Below are 16,433 nucleotides of genomic sequence, written 5' to 3' on the forward strand. Positions count from 1 at the left end.
ATTCGCTCCTGATTACCCGTTATCGTCTTGATGCTAAAGGCAATGGCCCGGGTGTGTTTATGTTTTCAGATTGCATTATTATGACGCTATCGATCGGAAAAATGGGTGTTTATCTGCAAGATATATGCATAGGATTTTGTCTTGCGCCTGATAGTTAAAGGTGCCAAAATTGCGCGAATTTTCTCCTGTCTGACGGGGCTGCCTGGGATGAATATATTCCCCCTACATCGCCTTCAACATCGCCTTTATGCGCGAAGATTGCCCCTTCCTGCGATATTTTTTCACTCTCCCACTATGCGGTGACGGCAACGCACGCTCACTGCAGGATAACAGTAAAATCAGAGGCTATCTGCTTTTACTGATGTCTGGCGGTCGGGGCTGGTTACCAGTTTGACCTGTCATTTCGTAGGGCGGAGCAATGCAGCTTTGCCCGGGGCTTTTGACTTTCCCGAAACGGGTTTTTGCGCTTATGAAATCAATGAATATTGCCGCCAGTGGTGAACTGGTCTCTCGCCTGTCTACCCATCGTCAGGTGGTGTCGCTGGACAGTACCGATTTTACTGATGTTGCGGCAGTCGTCATTACTGTTGCGGACAGCCGCAGTGGGATCCTTTCGTTGCTTAAACGCACAGGTTTTCATTTGCCCGTGTTTATTTTTTCAGAGACTGATGTGGATTTACCTGCAGGCGTTGAGGCAATTATTCGCGGTAATGCACAGGACTGGCTGGAGCTTGAGTCCGCAGCCTGTCGTTATGAGGAAGAGCTGTTGCCGCCGTTTTATGACACGTTGACTCAGTATGTTGAAATGGGGAACAGCACCTTTGCTTGCCCGGGACATCAGCATGGCGAGTTTTTCAAGAAGCATCCAGCGGGTCGTCATTTCTACGAGTTTTTTGGCGAAAATCTGTTTCGTGCGGATATGTGCAATGCTGACGTCAAACTGGGCGATCTGCTCATCCATGAAGGGGCGGCCAAACATGCGCAAAAATTTGCCGCTAAAGTTTTCCATGCGGATAAAACCTACTTTGTTCTGAATGGCACATCGGCTGCAAATAAAGTGGTGACTAATGCGTTACTGACGCGTGGCGATCTGGTGCTATTTGACCGTAATAACCACAAGTCGAACCATCATGGTGCTCTGATTCAGGCTGGAGCCACGCCGGTTTATCTGGAGGCGGCACGCAATCCGTTTGGCTTTATTGGTGGCATTGATGAGCACTGTTTTAATGAGGAATATTTGCGCCAGCAGATCCGGGAGGTTGCACCGCAAAAGGCCGAACAGCCGCGCCCGTTCCGTCTGGCAATTATTCAGCTTGGCACGTATGACGGGACGATCTACAACGCCCGGCAGGTGATCGACAAGATTGGCAGTCTGTGTGATTACATCCTGTTTGATTCTGCCTGGGTCGGATACGAGCAGTTTATTCCGATGATGGCCGATGGATCGCCGTTGTTGCTGGAGCTTAATGCTAACGATCCGGGGATTTTTGTTACCCAGTCGGTGCATAAGCAGCAGGCCGGGTTCTCGCAAACCTCGCAGATCCACAAAAAAGATAACCATATTCGTGGTCAGGCGCGTTTCTGCCCGCACAAACGTCTGAACAACGCGTTTATGCTGCATGCCTCTACAAGCCCGTTTTATCCGTTATTTGCCGCGCTGGATGTTAACGCTAAAATCCATGAAGGAGAGAGCGGGCGTCGTTTGTGGGCAGAATGCGTGGAGATGGGGATTGAGGCACGTAAAGCTATCATTGCCCACTGTAAGCTGCTCCAGCCCTTTATTCCCCCCGTGATCGATGGCAAACCGTGGGAAACCTATCCGACGAAAACCATCGCCAGCGAGCGTCGCTTCTTTAGCTTTGAACCGGGCGCGAAATGGCATGGTTTTTCCGGTTACGCGTGCGACCAGTATTTTGTCGATCCCTGCAAACTGTTGCTGACCACTCCTGGCATTGATGCGCAGACCGGGCAATATACCGAGTTCGGCATCCCGGCAACGATTCTGGCGCATTATCTGCGCGAAAATGGCATCGTGCCGGAGAAATGCGACCTCAACTCAATTCTGTTCCTGCTGACGCCTGCAGAAAGCGCAGAGAAAATGGCGCAACTGGTAGCTATGCTGGCGCGGTTTGAACAGCATATTGAGGACGACACGGCGTTGGCTGATGTGCTGCCTACCATCACCAACAAATACCCGGTACGCTATCGGGATTACACGCTGCGTGAGCTGTGCCAGGAGATGCACGATCTGTACGTCAGCTTTGATGTGAAGGATCTACAAAAGGCGATGTTCCGTCAGGAGAGTTTGCCGGTCGTGGCGATGAATCCGCAGGACGCCCACAGTGCCTTTATCCGTGGTGACGTTGAGCTGGTGCGTATTTGTGATGCCGCGGGTCGCATTGCGGCAGAAGGCGCGCTGCCTTATCCTCCTGGTGTGCTGTGCGTGGTACCGGGAGAAGTATGGGGTGGGGCGGTTCAGCGTTATTTTCTGGCGCTGGAAGAGGGCGTTAACCTGCTCCCAGGATTCTCGCCGGAGCTGCAAGGGGTCTACAGTGAGACCGATGCTGACGGAATTAAGCGTCTGTTTGGCTACGTCTTGAAGTAAGCGCCATCCGGCAAAAAAAAGGTCACCGACAGGTGACCTTTTCCAATAAATGAAGATTAATGCGCGACGGGTTGAGAACCAGCCGGTACGCGAACGTGTTTGTATTTAAACAGTGCCACGAAAGCGAACGCCAGAACCAGTGAATAACCTGCGAAGATCAGCCACACGGTCTGCCAGTCAGTAATACCATTCAGTGTATAGTACTCAACCACTTTACCGCTCACCAGACCGCCCAGAATACAGCCGAAGCCGTTGGTCATCATCAGGAACATACCCTGTGCGCTGGCGCGAATTTCAGGTCGCACTTCTTTTTCCACAAATACGGAACCCGAGATGTTGAAGAAGTCGAAAGCACAACCGTAAACAATCATCGACAGAACCAGCAGCACGGTACCGAACGGAGTCGGATCGCCGTAAGCAAACAGACCGAAGCGCAGCATCCACGCCACGATACTGATAAGCATGACGTTCTTGATACCGTAACGGCTTAAGAAGAACGGGATGGTCAGGATAAACAGGGTTTCAGAAATCTGCGAAATCGACATCATCACCGAGGCGTGTTCAACGATAAAGCTACCGGAGAACAGTGGGTTGTTATCGAAGCTGTGCAGGAAGGTATTGCCGAACATATTGGTAATTTGCAGCTCTGCACCCAGCATCATTGAGAAGATGAAGAAAATAGCCATACGCTTGTTTTTAAACAGCGCGAATGCATCCAGGCCGAGCATTGACGTCCAGCTCTGGTTTTTTTGCTGATTGGCAACCGGAATATGCGGCAGTGTCAGAGTAAACAGTACCAGTACCACGGATAATGTCGCGCCGATGTAAAGCTGCATATGACTCAGTTCAAAGCCAGAGAAGCTTACCGCCCACATGGCCAGAATAAAGCCGATGGTGCCCCAGATACGAATTGGCGGGAAGTCGGTGACAATATCCATCCCGGCAGATTGCAGGCGATAGTAAGAGATAGTGTTGATTAGCCCTAACGTTGGCATATAGGCCAGTGAGTTAAGCAAGATCACAAAGAACATGGCCCCTGGCGTGGTGACCTCGGCGGCGGCGAACAGTGTTCCTGCGCCGACCAGGTGGCAAAGTGCATAAACCCATTTTGCACTGATCCATTTGTCAGCCACGATCCCTAACAGCGTTGGCATAAATACGGCGGCAATCCCCAGGGAGCTATACACTGCGCCAATGGATGCACCATCGAATTTAAGGGTGACAAACATATAAGAGCCGAGGGTCGTGAGCCAACTACCCCACAGGCAGAACTGCAGAAAGGAGAGGACTTTCAGCTGCAGCTTAAGATTCATGTTAATTTCCTCACACCGTAATGCGGATGAATGTTTTAAAAGGCACATTTGCCGTTGCAATATGATGTGATTCTATCAATGAGAGACACTCTTTTTTTGTTAGCTGTGACAAATATTTGCAAACAATTTCTAATTGCAAGGTAAAAGAGTGACGGAGTTAACATTTTTGCTCTCCTGACATCCGTTAGCGGAGGTGTCAGGAGAGGACGATGTTAACGTCGACGATAGGTTTTCTGTGCGGAATTAACCTTGTAAAGATAACGACGTGATTCTGCGGATGGATGTCGCGTAGTCAGGGTTTGATAAACATCCCCCGGGGACATGCTGTTGATAATATTTGCGGCCTGAATCTTATCGCTGGAGAAAACGCGCAGCACGCTACCCGCCCCGCCGTTATAGGCGGTGATCACCGCATAGCGGCGCGAGGTCGGATTATCAATACCGCCCAAATAGACATTGTTGAGCATCGCCAGATAGGCTGTACCCGTGTCAATGTTACTGGCCGGATCAAACAGGAAGCTGCGGCTTGGCGTACCCGAACGCCCCTGAGAGCGGAATACATCTTTCCCGGCGCTGTGTTGTACCACCTGCATTAACCCCAACGCATCGGCATGGCTGACAGCATACGGGTTAAAGGACGATTCGGTCTGCATGATTGCCAGAATCAGCGATTCGTCGACACCGTACTTCCGCGATGCCTGCCGTACCATGCCGATATATTTATGTGCTCGCTTATCAAGGTGGTTTGGCACCAGATTGATCGTCACGCTATAGATGATGCGCAGGCCGTTGCTGCGGCTCTTAAGTCGCGTTTGTAGCAGGTAATTCGCGAAGTTTGTTGCACGCCCCTCCCAGCGAATGGGCTGACCGGTATTATCAACCACCTGCCCATACAGGAACGGCTCTTTGGAAATCTTGATATCATCGACATCGGAATAGAGATCGATAGATCCGGGATCATCGCCCATTAGCAATGTCTTGATGATCGCCCGACGCAGGTGTCCGGCGGGATCTGTCCCGGCGATGGTCTCAACGGTTATCGTACCGTCATCAAAGTTGATGTGGCTGCGGGTTTGATACTGATCGGTATACTTTACGTAGTCTTTCGGACCCGCAATCAGTACTTCCTTGAATCCCCACAAATTCTCAATGTTATGAGCAAATTGCCCCATCAGAATATCAAAACCGTTGGTATCCTTGACCCAGGCTTCGTTATAGGTATCGCCTTTTTTGGTCGAACTGGAACAGGAGATGAGCAACGGCGCAATAACGGCAAGCGCGAGAAATTTTTTCATCATTCCGGGAGTGCGTGTTGTGTTTGTTGTTGTATCGTTTTGCCGGAGGGTGGTGTGAGCACCTTATCCGGCCTACGAAATTGTCAGCAAGAGATGCTTATTTTTTATCTTCCGGCGTATAGCCTTCAATATGCACGTCCTTACCTTCAAACAGGAAGTTAATCATTTCCTGTTCCAGCAGCTTACGGTGTTCGACGTTCATCATATTCAGTTTCTTTTCGTTAATCAGCATGGTTTGCTTATGCTGCCACTGTGCCCACGCTTCTTTCGAAATCTCGTTGTAAATGCGTTTTCCCAGTTCGCCTGGGTACAGCTGAAAATCCTGACCTTCTGCATCGCGTTGCAGGAAAGTACAAAAAATCGTTCTGCTCATAAAAAATCCTCTCTATTAACCGACACGTTAAACATGCGTACCGGTACGTAATTGCTGTAACAAACGCTCCACGGGAGCCGCCAGTCCTACCGACGGCGGTTGCGCTAAGTTATACCAGAGCGCATTGCCTTCATCCATGCATGAGGTGAATGAAGACACGGGAAGCCACATAGGCACAATATCTAAATGGAAATGGCTAAAGGTGTGGCGAAACGCATTAAGTTGGGTCAGATTATCTGCGTTAATGTGCCGTTGCGCCAGCCACTGACGTAGCCCATCTTCATCTTCAAACTGCGGAAAACAGTACAATCCGCCCCATAAACCGCTTGGTGGGCGCTGCGCAAGCAATACCTGATCATCATGCTGCACCAGTAAAAAATAGCCTGTACGTTCTGGTAATGTCTGTCTGGGTTTTTTACCGGGGTAAAGTGACCAGCTTGTGTTGGCACTAGCCACACAGCCATTTTCTAGCGGGCACAGGGAACATTTGGGCTTCGAACGCGTACAGACCATCGCCCCTAAATCCATCATTGCCTGATTAAACCGCTCAACGCCTTTAGCTGGCGTAACCTGTTCGCTCAAATCCCAGAGCTTTTTCTCGACCTCTTTTTTACCTGGCCAACCGCTGACAGCATAACAGCGAGCCAGCACGCGTTTAACGTTGCCGTCGAGAATCGGAAAATGCTGACCCAGAGAAAGCGAAAGGATCGCGCCAGCGGTAGAACGCCCGACGCCTGGCAGGGCTGCAACTTCATCAAAGGTTTGCGGAAACGTTCCGCCGTGTAGCGTCACTACCTGCTGAGCGGCTTTATGGAGATTACGAGCACGGGCGTAATAACCCAGACCGGTCCATAAATGAAGGACCTCATCCAGCGGTGCCTGTGCTAAGTCAGTAACCGTCGGGAAGCGCGCCATAAAGCGATCAAAATAAGGAATAACTGTCGCAACCTGCGTTTGTTGCAGCATGACCTCAGAGAGCCATACTTTGTAAGGCGTCTTGTCAATTTGCCAGGGCAGCGTTTTCCGTCCGTATTTGTCGTACCAGCCCAATACCTGAGCTGAAAATTGAGACGCTTGCATGGTTACCGTTTCATAATGACTGGGGGCAAGATTGCAGCACAGCGGCAACGGGGTGTAAACCGGAACTTTCCGCTGCTCACTTTCTTCCTTTACTTGCATCCGGCAACTAACTTTGGATAATGCCCGTTTTCAGAACTCAAACACAGCAGACTAAACTTTTATGAAGAACGACGTCATTTCACCGGAATTTGATGAAAACGGCCGCCCTCTGCGCCGGATTCGTAGTTTTGTTCGTCGCCAGGGGCGACTGACCAAAGGGCAGGAACACGCGCTGGAAAACTACTGGCCGGTGATGGGCGTTGAGTTTAGCGAAGAGCCTGTGGATTTTGCCGCGCTGTTTGGCCGTGAAGCGCCAGTGACACTTGAGATTGGTTTTGGTATGGGCGCTTCGCTGGTGGCCATGGCTAAAGCTCGTCCGGAACAGAATTTCCTCGGCATTGAAGTGCACTCTCCGGGCGTCGGCGCGTGTCTGGCCTCAGCTCATGAAGAGGGTGTCGAGAACCTGCGCGTGATGTGCCATGATGCCGTTGAAGTACTGCACAAAATGATTCCTGACAATTCTTTATCAATGGTTCAGCTCTTTTTCCCTGACCCGTGGCATAAAGCACGTCATAATAAACGCCGTATCGTTCAGGTACCATTTGCTGAGCTTGTTAAAAGCAAGCTGAAACTGGGCGGCGTTTTCCACATGGCTACCGACTGGGAAGCCTATGCGGAACACATGCTTGAAGTGATGTCCTCCATTGACGGATATAAAAACCAGTCAGAGAGTAACGATTATGTACCGCGCCCGGAATCGCGCCCGGTAACCAAATTTGAACAACGTGGTCATCGTCTTGGCCATGGCGTATGGGACTTAATGTTCGAGAGGGTGAAATAATGGCAAAGAACCGTAGCCGTCGTCTGCGTAAAAAAATGCATATCGACGAATTCCAGGAATTAGGATTTTCGGTTGCATGGCGTTTCCCGGAAGGCACATCTGAAGAGCAGGTTGATAAAATCGTTGATGACCTTATCAATGAAGTTATCGAGCCGAACAAACTGGCCTTTGACGGCAGCGGCTATCTGGCCTGGGAAGGTCTGATCTGCCTGCAGGAAATTGGCAAATGTACTGAAGAACATCAGGCGATTGTCCGTAAGTGGCTGGAAGAGCATAAACTTGAAGACGTGCGTACCAGCGAACTTTTCGATGTTTGGTGGGACTAAGTAGCAAAGGGTCGGCAAATGCCGGCCCGATTTGTATTGAGGGATAGATATGATGCGCAAAACGCTGCTGGCGGCACTCCTAACGTTCACGGCGATGGCCGCACATGCTGATTACAAGTGCAGTGTCACTCCACGAGACGATGTGATTTTAAGTCCGCAAACGGTGCAGGTGAAAGGTGAAAACGGCGATCTGGTTATTACGCCGACCGGCAATGTCACCTTCAACGGTAAACAATACACCCTGAGCGCTGCGCAGCGTGAGCAGGCGAAAGATTATCAGGCGGCGTTGCGTAGCAGTCTGCCGTGGATTGACGAAGGTGCCAGAGCGCGCGTTGAGAAAGGTCGCGTGGCACTGGATAAAATCATCGCCAAAGAAGTGGGCGAAAGCAGTAATATGCGCGGTCGTTTAACCAAGCTTGATGCTCAGTTGAAAGATCAGATGAACCGGATAATCGAGCATCGCTCCGATGGTCTGACCTTCCATTATAAGGCGATAGATCAGGTCCGCGCTGACGGGCAACAGCTGGTGAACCAGGCGATGGGCGGCATTTTGCAAGACAGCATTAACGAAATGGGAGCGAAAGCCGTGCTCAAAGGCGGCGGTAACCCGTTGCAGGGCGTGCTCGGTAGCCTCGGCGGCTTGCAAACGTCAATCCAGAACGAATGGAAGAATCAGGAACAAGATTTCCAGCAGTTTGGCAAAGATGTTTGCGCGCGCGTCGTAACGCTGGAAGATGACCGTAAGGCATTAGTTAACGGTCTGAAATAACATTCACTTCTCTTTAACGGTACAGAAACATTCTGTGCCGTTTTATTTTGTATTTTCCTGTTATTTTGATATCCACCTCTAAGAACGACAATTTCATGGAAATATAAATCTGGTTAATTGGACAATGTCACATTATTCATCTGTGAGATAGACATAATGCGGCAAATTCAAGTAACTGGAGAAATAACATGGAGTTTTTCAGGAAAACGGCACTTGCTGCACTGGTTATGGGATTCAGCGGCGCGGCGCTGGCATTACCTAACATCACCATTTTAGCCACTGGCGGAACGATTGCTGGCGGTGGTGATTCCGCAACAAAATCCAACTACACGGCAGGCAAAGTCGGTGTAGAAAATCTGGTAGATGCGGTGCCGCAACTGAAAGATATCGCTGTGGTCAAAGGCGAGCAGGTTGTGAATATCGGCTCCCAGGATATGAACGATGAAGTCTGGTTAACGCTGGCGAAGAAGATCAATGCTGAATGTGATAAAACCGACGGTTTCGTAGTCACGCATGGTACGGACACCATGGAAGAAACCGCATATTTCCTCGACCTGACAGTCAAATGCAACAAACCGGTGGTACTGGTAGGTGCAATGCGTCCATCTACTTCAATGAGCGCCGATGGTCCGTTTAACCTGTATAACGCGGTGGTAACGGCGGCAGATAAAGCCTCTGCAAACCGTGGCGTGCTGGTGGTGATGAACGACACCGTACTGGATGGTCGTGATGTGACCAAAACCAATACCACTGATGTTGCTACCTTCAAATCCGTTAACTACGGCCCGCTGGGATACATCCATAACGGCAAAATTGACTACCAGCGTACGCCTGCCCGTAAGCACACTACTTCTACGCCGTTCGATGTGTCTAAGCTGACAGAACTGCCGAAAGTGGGGATTATCTACAACTACGCTAATGCTTCTGATCTGCCGGCAAAAGCGCTGGTAGACGCAGGTTATGCAGGGATCGTCAGTGCGGGTGTAGGTAACGGTAACCTGTATAAAACGATTTTCGATACCCTGGCGACTGCCGCGCATAAAGGTACCGTGGTTGTGCGTTCTTCCCGTGTACCAACAGGTGCCACCACGCAGGATGCTGAAATCGATGATGCGAAATACGGATTTGTCGCTTCAGGTTCGCTGAACCCGCAAAAAGCACGTGTGCTGTTGCAACTGGCGTTGACGCAAACCAAAGATCCGCAACAGATCCAGACGATGTTTAATCAGTATTAATCTATAAAGATAGCTGCGCTTATCGTCTCTAAGCCCCCAGGCCTGATAAGCGCAGCGCCATCAGGCCTGGCTATTTTCAGTGTTATTCCGCTAAAAACAATTCCAGCAGAGAGTTTAAAAACAGCTTACCGTGTCGGGTAATCTGCCAGAACTCTTCGTTCTCTGTCAGATACCCCTGCGTGATAGCCTCATCAATCTCTTTACGAATAACGTCTTCGGTAAGCCCGGTATATTGGGTAAATTCAGCACGCGGCGCGGCTTCAAGTAAACGAAAACGGTTCATAAAGAACTCGAATGGTTTGTCGGTCTGCGCCACATCACGCTGGCTTTCCTGGTAGCGCCCCTGCATATATCCGCGCGGGTGTCGCGTTTTGGTGGTGCGCAGGATGCGTCCATCTGGAAAAGTGACTTTGCCGTGAGCTCCGCAGCCAATACCAAGATAGTCGCCAAAACGCCAGTAGTTCAGATTGTGCTGACACTGATAACCCGGCTTAGCATAGGCTGATGTCTCATACTGCTGATACCCGGCGGCGGTCAGCAACCGATGGCCCTGCTCAAAAATATCCCACAGCGCGTCATCGTCCGGTAATACCGGAGGGCGTGAGCCAAAGAGAGTATTGGGTTCAATGGTGAGCTGATACCATGATAGATGAGGCGGGTTGAGCGCGATCGCCTGCTGCAAATCGCCCAGGGCCTCTTCCAGGGTCTGATCCGGCAAGCCGTGCATCAGATCAAGATTAAAGCTGCGAAGCCCCAGACCGTTCGCCAGATTAGCGGCGCGTTTGGCTTCTTCCGGCCCGTGTATACGTCCCAGGCGCTCAAGTTTAGTTGCGCTGAAACTCTGCACACCTATGGAGATACGGTTCACCCCAGCGTGTTGATAATCGACAAAGCGATCGGCTTCTACTGTACCGGGATTCGCCTCCATCGTGATTTCTGCATCAGCCGCCAGATTCAGGCGTGCGCGCACACCATCCAGCAGCGTTTGCATTGCCGGCCCTGAGAGCAGGCTTGGCGTGCCACCACCAATAAAAATCGTCTTTACTTCACGACCTTGTGCGTACGCAACGTCGGCATCCAGATCGCTCAGCAGATGCTGAACATAGTCATCATGGGGAACTTCACCCTTCAGCGCATGCGAATTGAAATCGCAGTAGGGGCATTTCTGCACACACCACGGGATGTGAATATAAAGACTCAGTGGTGGAAGCTTAACCATTACGCAGGGCATCCAGCAGCAGCTTCAGCGCTTGTCCGCGGTGGGAGATGGCGCTTTTCTCTTCACGAGTCAGTTCTGCCGCGGTTTTACCTTCAGACGGTACAAAGAAGATCGGGTCGTAGCCAAAACCGCCGTTTCCGACAGGCTCGCGGGTAATCACGCCCGGCCAGGTTCCGTGACAAACAATTGGCGTTGGATCGTCCGCATGGCGCATATACACCAGCACGCAATGGAACTGTGCCTGACGTTTCTCTTCAGGGATATCCCGCAGGGTGTGCAGCAGCTTTTCCAGATTCTGTTGGTCGGTAGCATCTTCTCCTGAATAGCGAGCGGAATAGATGCCTGGTGCGCCGCCCAGGGCGTTGACAGCCAGACCCGAGTCATCGGCAATTGCCGGCAGTCCGGTGATTTGCGCAGCATGACGCGCCTTCAGAATGGCGTTTTCAATAAAAGTCAGGCCGGTCTCTTCAGCGGAGTCAACGCCCAGATCTGTTTGGGCGACAACATCAAGCCCGAAATCGCTCAGGAGAGAGGCGAGCTCACGCACTTTACCGGCATTGCCGGTTGCGAGGACAACTTTTTGCATGGGATACCTAATCAGTTAGTGCCGCAATTTCTGGCGGGATTTGTTGCGGATGAATGATTTTAACCTGTTTGTGACGGCCAAGCTCGCCCTTCTCAATAACAACCTGGCTTTTCGCCACGCGGAATTGTTTACCGAGAAATTTAACCAGATGACTGTTTGCCTGGCCATCGACCGGCGGGGCGGTAATGGCGACTTTTACTTCGTCGCCATGTAAACCCACAATACTGTCCCGGCTGGCTTTAGGCTGAATATAGAGCCGTAAAACCAGACCGTCATCGCAGGGTGTTACGGCACTCATAACGCCATCCACAGCCCCGGCAGCAGCATATTACCTGTCGCCTGTAATACCTCTGCAATTCCCATGTTGATGACATAGAGCAGCAGTACCAGGATCATCGGGGAAAAGTCGATTCCGCCCATGCCTGGCAGTATGCGACGGATAGGACGCAACAGTGGGTCCGCCAGTTGAATCAGCACGTACTCCACGGGGCTACGACCCTGGCTGACCCAGCTCATGATGGCCATGACCAACAGCACCCAGAAAATCAGCAGCCCAATGGTTTTCAGAACAATAAGTACGGCGGCGATCCAGATAATCGGCTGGAATGTGACCACTTTGAATAGCACTATTGCCTTGATAAAACTGAGAATGAACGCGATTACTAACGAGGCGCTGTCGATTGGTCCCATCGGAGGGATAATACGGCGTAACGGCCCAATAATGGGCTGCGTGATTTTCACAATGAACTGCGAGAACGGGTTGTAAAAATCACAGCGGGACCACTGCATCCATACGCGCAATAGCAGCGCCATGGTATACAGCTCAATTACCGTTGAGAGCAGGAAGGTCAACGTATTCATGGTGTTCCTTAGTTTTCCTTAATTTTTTGTGTAATCACGAGCACCAAAAATAGCAGTGCCAATGCGTACCATCGTGCTACCCGCCGCGATGGCAGCATCCATATCATCAGACATTCCCAGTGAGAGCGTGTCGATATTTGGGTAGCGCGTTTTCAGCCCGGCAAATGCTACAGCCATTTGCTGTGCAACTTCAAACTGCCTTACATAATCTGACTCTGGCGCCGGGATCGCCATCAGACCACGCAGGGTAATGCGTGGCAGTGCGGCGATCTCAGCGGCCAGGGTATCAAGTTCAGCAAGTTGAATGCCTGACTTACTGTTCTCATCGCTGATATTAATCTGAATCAGAACATTCAGCGGTGGTAAGTCTGTCGGGCGCTGTTCACTTAGACGGGTAGCGATACGCAGACGATCTATCGTATGGCACCAGTCAAAATGCTCAGCCACCAGACGACTTTTGTTGGACTGCAACGGGCCGATAAAGTGCCATTGCAGACCCTCTACGCCGCTTTCTTTGAAGTAGCGGATCTTGTCCACACCTTCCTGAACATAGTTTTCGCCAAAGGCACGCTGCCCTGCGGCAATGGCTTCTTCGATGGCGCTCGCAGGTTTGGTTTTACTTACTGCAAGCAACGTAACTTCTTCTGAAGACCGCCCGCAACGCGTCGCGGCGGCTAAGATTTTGTCCCGGACATGTGCCAGGTTATGCGCGATATCGTTCATTTTCCGAGGATGTTCATATGAATATGGAAGAAATAGTGGCCCTTAGTGTAAAGCATAACGTGTCGGATCTACACCTGTGCAATGCATGGCCTGCGCGCTGGCGCATACGGGGGAGGATAGAAATTGCGCCGTTTACTGCGCCAGATGTGGAACAACTGCTGATGGGCTGGCTCAGCGATCAACAACAGGTACAGTGGCGGGGAAATGGGCAGATTGATTTTTCCATTTCGCTGGCGGGCCCTCGTCGTCTGCGCGCCCGGGCATTTTCCCCCCCACAAAGGACTTCGCTGGCTCTGTGGGTGCTGCCGGCCGCCCGTCCGAACCTGGAGGCATTGCAGACACCTGACCTTATATCTGAACTGCTACATAGTGAAAATGGGCTGATTTTGGTGACGGGAGCCACGGGGAGCGGGAAGTCTACAACACTGGCGGCGATGGTGGAGTACCTTAATCTGAACGTTGAAGGACATATTCTGACGCTGGAGGATCCTATTGAATATCGCTATACCAGCAAGCGCTGTTTGATCCAACAGCGCGAGATGGGGGCGCATTGCAGCTCTTTTGCCGCAGGATTAAGAGCTGCGTTGCGTGAAGATCCCGACGTTATTTTATTGGGAGAACTACGCGACAGCGAAACCATCCGTCTGGCGTTAACCGCCGCAGAAACCGGGCATCTGGTGCTGGCAACGCTACATACGCGTGGTGCGGCGCAGGCGGTGGAGCGGCTGGTGGATACTTTTCCCGCGCAGGAGAAAGATCCGGTTCGTAATCAACTGGCGGGTAGCTTACGGGCGGTGCTCTCGCAAAAGCTGGAAGAAGATAAGCAGGGAGGGCGAGTGGCGTTATTTGAGTTGCTGGTAAATACTCCGGCTGTCGGCAATCTGATCCGCGAGGGGAAAAACCACCAGCTCCCCGGTGTTATACAAACCGGGCAACTGGCAGGTATGCAGACTTTCGCTCAGAGCCTGCAGCAGCGTCAGGCGCAGGGCAGGCTGTAATGGGCTGAGGGTTTATGCTGGAGCAAAATGAAACGATGACCTTTTAGTAACCCTGCTCGAAATAACTTTCGAGAATAACGACGGCAGAGGCGGAGTCCACTTTGCCTTTATTCAACGCACGGTATCCACCCTGCTCAAACAGACCGGAGCGCGCCTCCACTGTGCTGAGGCGTTCATCGTGAAGTGTCACAGTTACGCCAAAACGACCGTGAATTCGGTTGGCGAACTTGCGTGCGCGTGCGGTAAGGGGTTGCTCAGTGCCATCCATATTCAGCGGCAGGCCGACAATGACCTCATCCGGCTGCCACTCTTTAAGCAGGCGCTCAATCAAACTCCAGTCCGGCGTGCCATCCTGTGCTTTGATGGCGGGCAGCGGTCTGGCTGTACCGGTAATGCGCTGACCAATAGCCACGCCAATACTTTTGGTACCAAAATCAAAGGAGAGTAATGTTTCGCTCATTATGCATGCCCTGCCACGCCAGGCATGGTCAGAATATCTATCCCGATAAGTTTCGCTGCATCGCGCCAGCGATCAGCAATCGGTGTTTTAAATAAAATGTTGAGATCGGCGGGGGCTGTGAGCCAGGCGTTATCCAGCAATTCTTGCTCCAGCTGACCTTTTTCCCAGGACGAATAACCTAGCGCGACCAGTACTTCGGAGGGTTGTTCCTGTGTACCTAAGGTTTCTAATACATCGCGGGAAGTCGTGATGATGGTGTTATCTGAAATAAGAATACTGGATGCGAAGCGCGAAGGCGGGGTATGCAGAATAAACCCACGATCTTCTGCCAGTGGGCCGCCAAGCATCACGGCTTTATCCAGACGAATAGCCGGGTCACGCGCCTCTGGTGTAATTTTCAGTTTTTCCAGTATCCCATCAATCTGTAAATTTTCCAGGGGTTTATTGATAATAATCCCCATCGCGCCGTTTTCATTATGCTCACAAATGTACACCACGGAACGGCGGAAAATCGGATCCTGGAGAGCAGGCATGGCAATAAGAAAGTGATGCTGTAAATTCATTGTCAGAGGTTCTGTTTCCTGGTTCAAAAAAGCAACAGTGTGCAGTATGTGGGGAAAGCCCTTAATTGTCACTCATGTAAGGCGTCTTTTGCCGGAAAGTAGCGCTTTTCCGGTTTGTAGGAGGCGAAAAACGTAGGCCGGATAAGACGCTTTAGCGTCGTCATCCGGCATTAAACGCTTTATTTCTGCAGACGTGCCTCGATAGCATCCATCAACATACCGGTAATGGATACCGGGAATTCTGCTTCAATCTCACGAATACAGGTCGGGCTGGTGACGTTAATTTCCGTCAGGCGATCGCCAATGATATCCAGACCCACAAAAATCAAGCCTTTGGCTTTCAGGGTGGGACCAATGCGACGCGCAATTTCCCAGTCGCTGTCGGTTAACGGACGAGGTTCGCCACGACCACCGGCGGCCAGATTGCCTCGGGTTTCTCCACCTTGTGGAATACGTGCGAGGCAATACGGAACGGGTTCGCCATCAACCACCAGCACGCGTTTGTCACCGTCTTTAATCGCCGGCAGGTAGTTCTGTGCCATACAGTAGCGGGTGCCGTGCTCGGTCAGCGTTTCAGCAATTACGCCCAGGTTCGGATCGCCTTCCTTCACGCGGAAGATAGACGCGCCGCCCATGCCGTCCAGCGGTTTAAGAATGATATCGCTGTGTTTCTGCCAGAAGGCTTTCAGTTGTGCTTTGTTGCGTGTGACCAACGTTTCCGGCGTCAGGTCGGCAAACCAGGCGGTGAACAGCTTTTCATTACAATCGCGCAGACTCTGCGGTTTGTTAACGATCAGTGTCCCTTTCTCTTCTGCGCGTTCCAGAATATAGGTCGCGTAGATAAACTCGGTATCAAACGGCGGATCCTTGCGCATCAGAATGACGTCCAGGTCTGCCAGCGGCAGATCCTGCTCGCTGTTGAACTCATACCATTTGTCGTAGTTCTGCTCTACGCTCAGGGTACGCGTACGGGCGCGGGCTTCACCGTTAATCAGATAAAGATCGGCCATCTCCATATAGTGAAGTTCGTAACCACGGCGTTGTGCTTCCAGCAGCATAGCGAAGCTGGAATCTTTCTTGATGTTGATGCTTGCGATGGGATCCATCACGATGCCGAGCTTGATCATTGTTCTTCTCCGTTAAAAGC

The 16,433-nt window shown here is 51.3% G+C and carries 18 protein-coding genes; 6 read left to right on the top strand and 12 right to left on the bottom strand.

Annotated elements, in window-relative coordinates; genetic code table 11:
- The first annotated feature begins 469 nt into the window (after positions 1 to 469).
- Positions 470 to 2,605, top strand: coding sequence for an ornithine decarboxylase (locus tag LG384_RS21115; protein ID WP_225761460.1), 2,136 nt, complete (start codon positions 470 to 472; stop codon positions 2,603 to 2,605).
- 56 nt (positions 2,606 to 2,661) lie between these two features.
- Here LG384_RS21115 and LG384_RS21120 read toward each other — a convergent pair whose 3' ends face one another.
- From LG384_RS21120 to mutY, 4 genes are all read right to left on the bottom strand, one after another.
- The gene (locus LG384_RS21120) at positions 2,662 to 3,918 is read right to left on the bottom strand and encodes a nucleoside permease (protein ID WP_045447421.1); all 1,257 of its coding nucleotides are present in this window, start codon (positions 3,916 to 3,918) and stop codon (positions 2,662 to 2,664) included.
- A 212-nt stretch (positions 3,919 to 4,130) separates the two neighbouring features.
- Positions 4,131 to 5,216, bottom strand: coding sequence for a membrane-bound lytic murein transglycosylase MltC (gene mltC / locus LG384_RS21125; protein WP_136345243.1), 1,086 nt, complete (start codon positions 5,214 to 5,216; stop codon positions 4,131 to 4,133).
- Positions 5,217 to 5,310: 94 nt separating this feature from the next.
- Positions 5,311 to 5,586: an oxidative damage protection protein gene (locus LG384_RS21130; protein WP_045447415.1), complete on the bottom strand. Its 276-nt coding sequence runs from the start codon at positions 5,584 to 5,586 to the stop codon at positions 5,311 to 5,313.
- Positions 5,587 to 5,613: 27 nt separating this feature from the next.
- The gene (mutY, locus tag LG384_RS21135; protein WP_225761461.1) at positions 5,614 to 6,666 is read right to left on the bottom strand and encodes an A/G-specific adenine glycosylase; all 1,053 of its coding nucleotides are present in this window, start codon (positions 6,664 to 6,666) and stop codon (positions 5,614 to 5,616) included.
- 160 nt (positions 6,667 to 6,826) lie between these two features.
- On the opposite strand from mutY, the gene trmB reads away from it, so the two are divergent.
- The 4 genes from trmB (at position 6,827) to ansB (ending at position 9,876) form a co-directional block, all read left to right on the top strand.
- Entirely contained in the window at positions 6,827 to 7,546 is a 720-nt protein-coding gene (gene trmB, locus LG384_RS21140) for a tRNA (guanosine(46)-N7)-methyltransferase TrmB (protein ID WP_045447409.1), read from the top strand.
- A complete protein-coding gene (locus tag LG384_RS21145; protein WP_045447406.1) occupies positions 7,546 to 7,872 on the top strand; it encodes a YggL family protein in 327 nt (108 codons plus the stop codon). Before trmB ends, LG384_RS21145 begins: the two co-directional genes overlap by 1 nt.
- Positions 7,873 to 7,921: 49 nt before the next feature.
- Complete coding sequence (locus LG384_RS21150) at positions 7,922 to 8,641, top strand: DUF2884 domain-containing protein (RefSeq protein ID WP_225761462.1); 720 nt, start codon at positions 7,922 to 7,924, stop codon at positions 8,639 to 8,641.
- Between the two features lie 188 nt (positions 8,642 to 8,829).
- Positions 8,830 to 9,876 (top strand): L-asparaginase 2, encoded by a 1,047-nt coding sequence (gene ansB, locus LG384_RS21155; RefSeq protein ID WP_045447400.1) that lies wholly within the window; start codon positions 8,830 to 8,832, stop codon positions 9,874 to 9,876.
- Between the two features lie 82 nt (positions 9,877 to 9,958).
- Here the strand turns inward: ansB and hemW are convergent, their stop codons facing one another.
- The 5 genes from hemW to LG384_RS21180 are packed head-to-tail and all read right to left on the bottom strand — an operon-like array spanning position 9,959 to position 13,265.
- Positions 9,959 to 11,095 (bottom strand): radical SAM family heme chaperone HemW, encoded by a 1,137-nt coding sequence (gene hemW, locus LG384_RS21160; RefSeq protein WP_045447397.1) that lies wholly within the window; start codon positions 11,093 to 11,095, stop codon positions 9,959 to 9,961.
- Positions 11,088 to 11,681 carry an XTP/dITP diphosphatase gene (locus tag LG384_RS21165; RefSeq protein WP_045447394.1) on the bottom strand — a complete coding sequence of 198 codons (594 nt, stop codon included), beginning with the start codon at positions 11,679 to 11,681 and terminating at the stop codon, positions 11,088 to 11,090. The genes hemW and LG384_RS21165 overlap by 8 nt, the downstream gene beginning before the upstream one ends.
- 7 nt (positions 11,682 to 11,688) lie before the next feature.
- Complete coding sequence (yggU, locus tag LG384_RS21170) at positions 11,689 to 11,979, bottom strand: DUF167 family protein YggU (RefSeq protein WP_003027101.1); 291 nt, start codon at positions 11,977 to 11,979, stop codon at positions 11,689 to 11,691.
- The gene (locus LG384_RS21175) at positions 11,976 to 12,542 is read right to left on the bottom strand and encodes a YggT family protein (RefSeq protein WP_225761463.1); all 567 of its coding nucleotides are present in this window, start codon (positions 12,540 to 12,542) and stop codon (positions 11,976 to 11,978) included. The genes yggU and LG384_RS21175 overlap by 4 nt, the downstream gene beginning before the upstream one ends.
- 18 nt (positions 12,543 to 12,560) lie before the next feature.
- The gene (locus tag LG384_RS21180; RefSeq protein ID WP_045447388.1) at positions 12,561 to 13,265 is read right to left on the bottom strand and encodes a YggS family pyridoxal phosphate-dependent enzyme; all 705 of its coding nucleotides are present in this window, start codon (positions 13,263 to 13,265) and stop codon (positions 12,561 to 12,563) included.
- Between the two features lie 17 nt (positions 13,266 to 13,282).
- Here LG384_RS21180 and LG384_RS21185 point away from each other — a divergent pair, with 17 nt between their 5' ends.
- Positions 13,283 to 14,263 (top strand): type IV pilus twitching motility protein PilT, encoded by a 981-nt coding sequence (locus LG384_RS21185; RefSeq protein WP_225761464.1) that lies wholly within the window; start codon positions 13,283 to 13,285, stop codon positions 14,261 to 14,263.
- Between the two features lie 43 nt (positions 14,264 to 14,306).
- On the opposite strand, the gene ruvX is transcribed toward LG384_RS21185, so the two are convergent.
- From ruvX to gshB, 3 genes are all read right to left on the bottom strand, one after another.
- Entirely contained in the window at positions 14,307 to 14,723 is a 417-nt protein-coding gene (ruvX, locus tag LG384_RS21190; protein ID WP_045447381.1) for a Holliday junction resolvase RuvX, read from the bottom strand.
- Positions 14,723 to 15,286 (bottom strand): YqgE/AlgH family protein, encoded by a 564-nt coding sequence (locus tag LG384_RS21195; RefSeq protein ID WP_225761465.1) that lies wholly within the window; start codon positions 15,284 to 15,286, stop codon positions 14,723 to 14,725. The genes ruvX and LG384_RS21195 overlap by 1 nt, the downstream gene beginning before the upstream one ends.
- Before the next feature lie 179 nt (positions 15,287 to 15,465).
- Positions 15,466 to 16,413, bottom strand: a complete 948-nt coding sequence (gshB, locus tag LG384_RS21200) for a glutathione synthase (protein ID WP_045447375.1) — start codon at positions 16,411 to 16,413, stop codon at positions 15,466 to 15,468.
- Between the last annotated feature and the right edge of the window lie 20 nt (positions 16,414 to 16,433).

It is taken from the genome of Citrobacter sp. Marseille-Q3906 (assembly GCF_916618775.1).
GTDB classification, from domain to species: Bacteria; Pseudomonadota; Gammaproteobacteria; order Enterobacterales; family Enterobacteriaceae; genus Citrobacter; species Citrobacter murliniae.

Bases quoted from the DNA above. Each gene is read 5' to 3' on its own strand.
- LG384_RS21115 (WP_225761460.1), top strand. From the start codon at position 470: ATGAAATCAATGAATATTGCCGCCAGTGGTGAACTGGTCTCTCGCCTG.
- LG384_RS21120 (WP_045447421.1), bottom strand. From the start codon at position 3,918: ATGAATCTTAAGCTGCAGCTGAAAGTCCTCTCCTTTCTGCAGTTCTGC.
- mltC (WP_136345243.1), bottom strand. From the start codon at position 5,216: ATGATGAAAAAATTTCTCGCGCTTGCCGTTATTGCGCCGTTGCTCATC.
- LG384_RS21130 (WP_045447415.1), bottom strand. From the start codon at position 5,586: ATGAGCAGAACGATTTTTTGTACTTTCCTGCAACGCGATGCAGAAGGT.
- mutY (WP_225761461.1), bottom strand. From the start codon at position 6,666: ATGCAAGCGTCTCAATTTTCAGCTCAGGTATTGGGCTGGTACGACAAA.
- trmB (WP_045447409.1), top strand. From the start codon at position 6,827: ATGAAGAACGACGTCATTTCACCGGAATTTGATGAAAACGGCCGCCCT.
- LG384_RS21145 (WP_045447406.1), top strand. From the start codon at position 7,546: ATGGCAAAGAACCGTAGCCGTCGTCTGCGTAAAAAAATGCATATCGAC.
- LG384_RS21150 (WP_225761462.1), top strand. From the start codon at position 7,922: ATGATGCGCAAAACGCTGCTGGCGGCACTCCTAACGTTCACGGCGATG.
- ansB (WP_045447400.1), top strand. From the start codon at position 8,830: ATGGAGTTTTTCAGGAAAACGGCACTTGCTGCACTGGTTATGGGATTC.
- hemW (WP_045447397.1), bottom strand. From the start codon at position 11,095: ATGGTTAAGCTTCCACCACTGAGTCTTTATATTCACATCCCGTGGTGT.
- LG384_RS21165 (WP_045447394.1), bottom strand. From the start codon at position 11,681: ATGCAAAAAGTTGTCCTCGCAACCGGCAATGCCGGTAAAGTGCGTGAG.
- yggU (WP_003027101.1), bottom strand. From the start codon at position 11,979: ATGAGTGCCGTAACACCCTGCGATGACGGTCTGGTTTTACGGCTCTAT.
- LG384_RS21175 (WP_225761463.1), bottom strand. From the start codon at position 12,542: ATGAATACGTTGACCTTCCTGCTCTCAACGGTAATTGAGCTGTATACC.
- LG384_RS21180 (WP_045447388.1), bottom strand. From the start codon at position 13,265: ATGAACGATATCGCGCATAACCTGGCACATGTCCGGGACAAAATCTTA.
- LG384_RS21185 (WP_225761464.1), top strand. From the start codon at position 13,283: ATGAATATGGAAGAAATAGTGGCCCTTAGTGTAAAGCATAACGTGTCG.
- ruvX (WP_045447381.1), bottom strand. From the start codon at position 14,723: ATGAGCGAAACATTACTCTCCTTTGATTTTGGTACCAAAAGTATTGGC.
- LG384_RS21195 (WP_225761465.1), bottom strand. From the start codon at position 15,286: ATGAATTTACAGCATCACTTTCTTATTGCCATGCCTGCTCTCCAGGAT.
- gshB (WP_045447375.1), bottom strand. From the start codon at position 16,413: ATGATCAAGCTCGGCATCGTGATGGATCCCATCGCAAGCATCAACATC.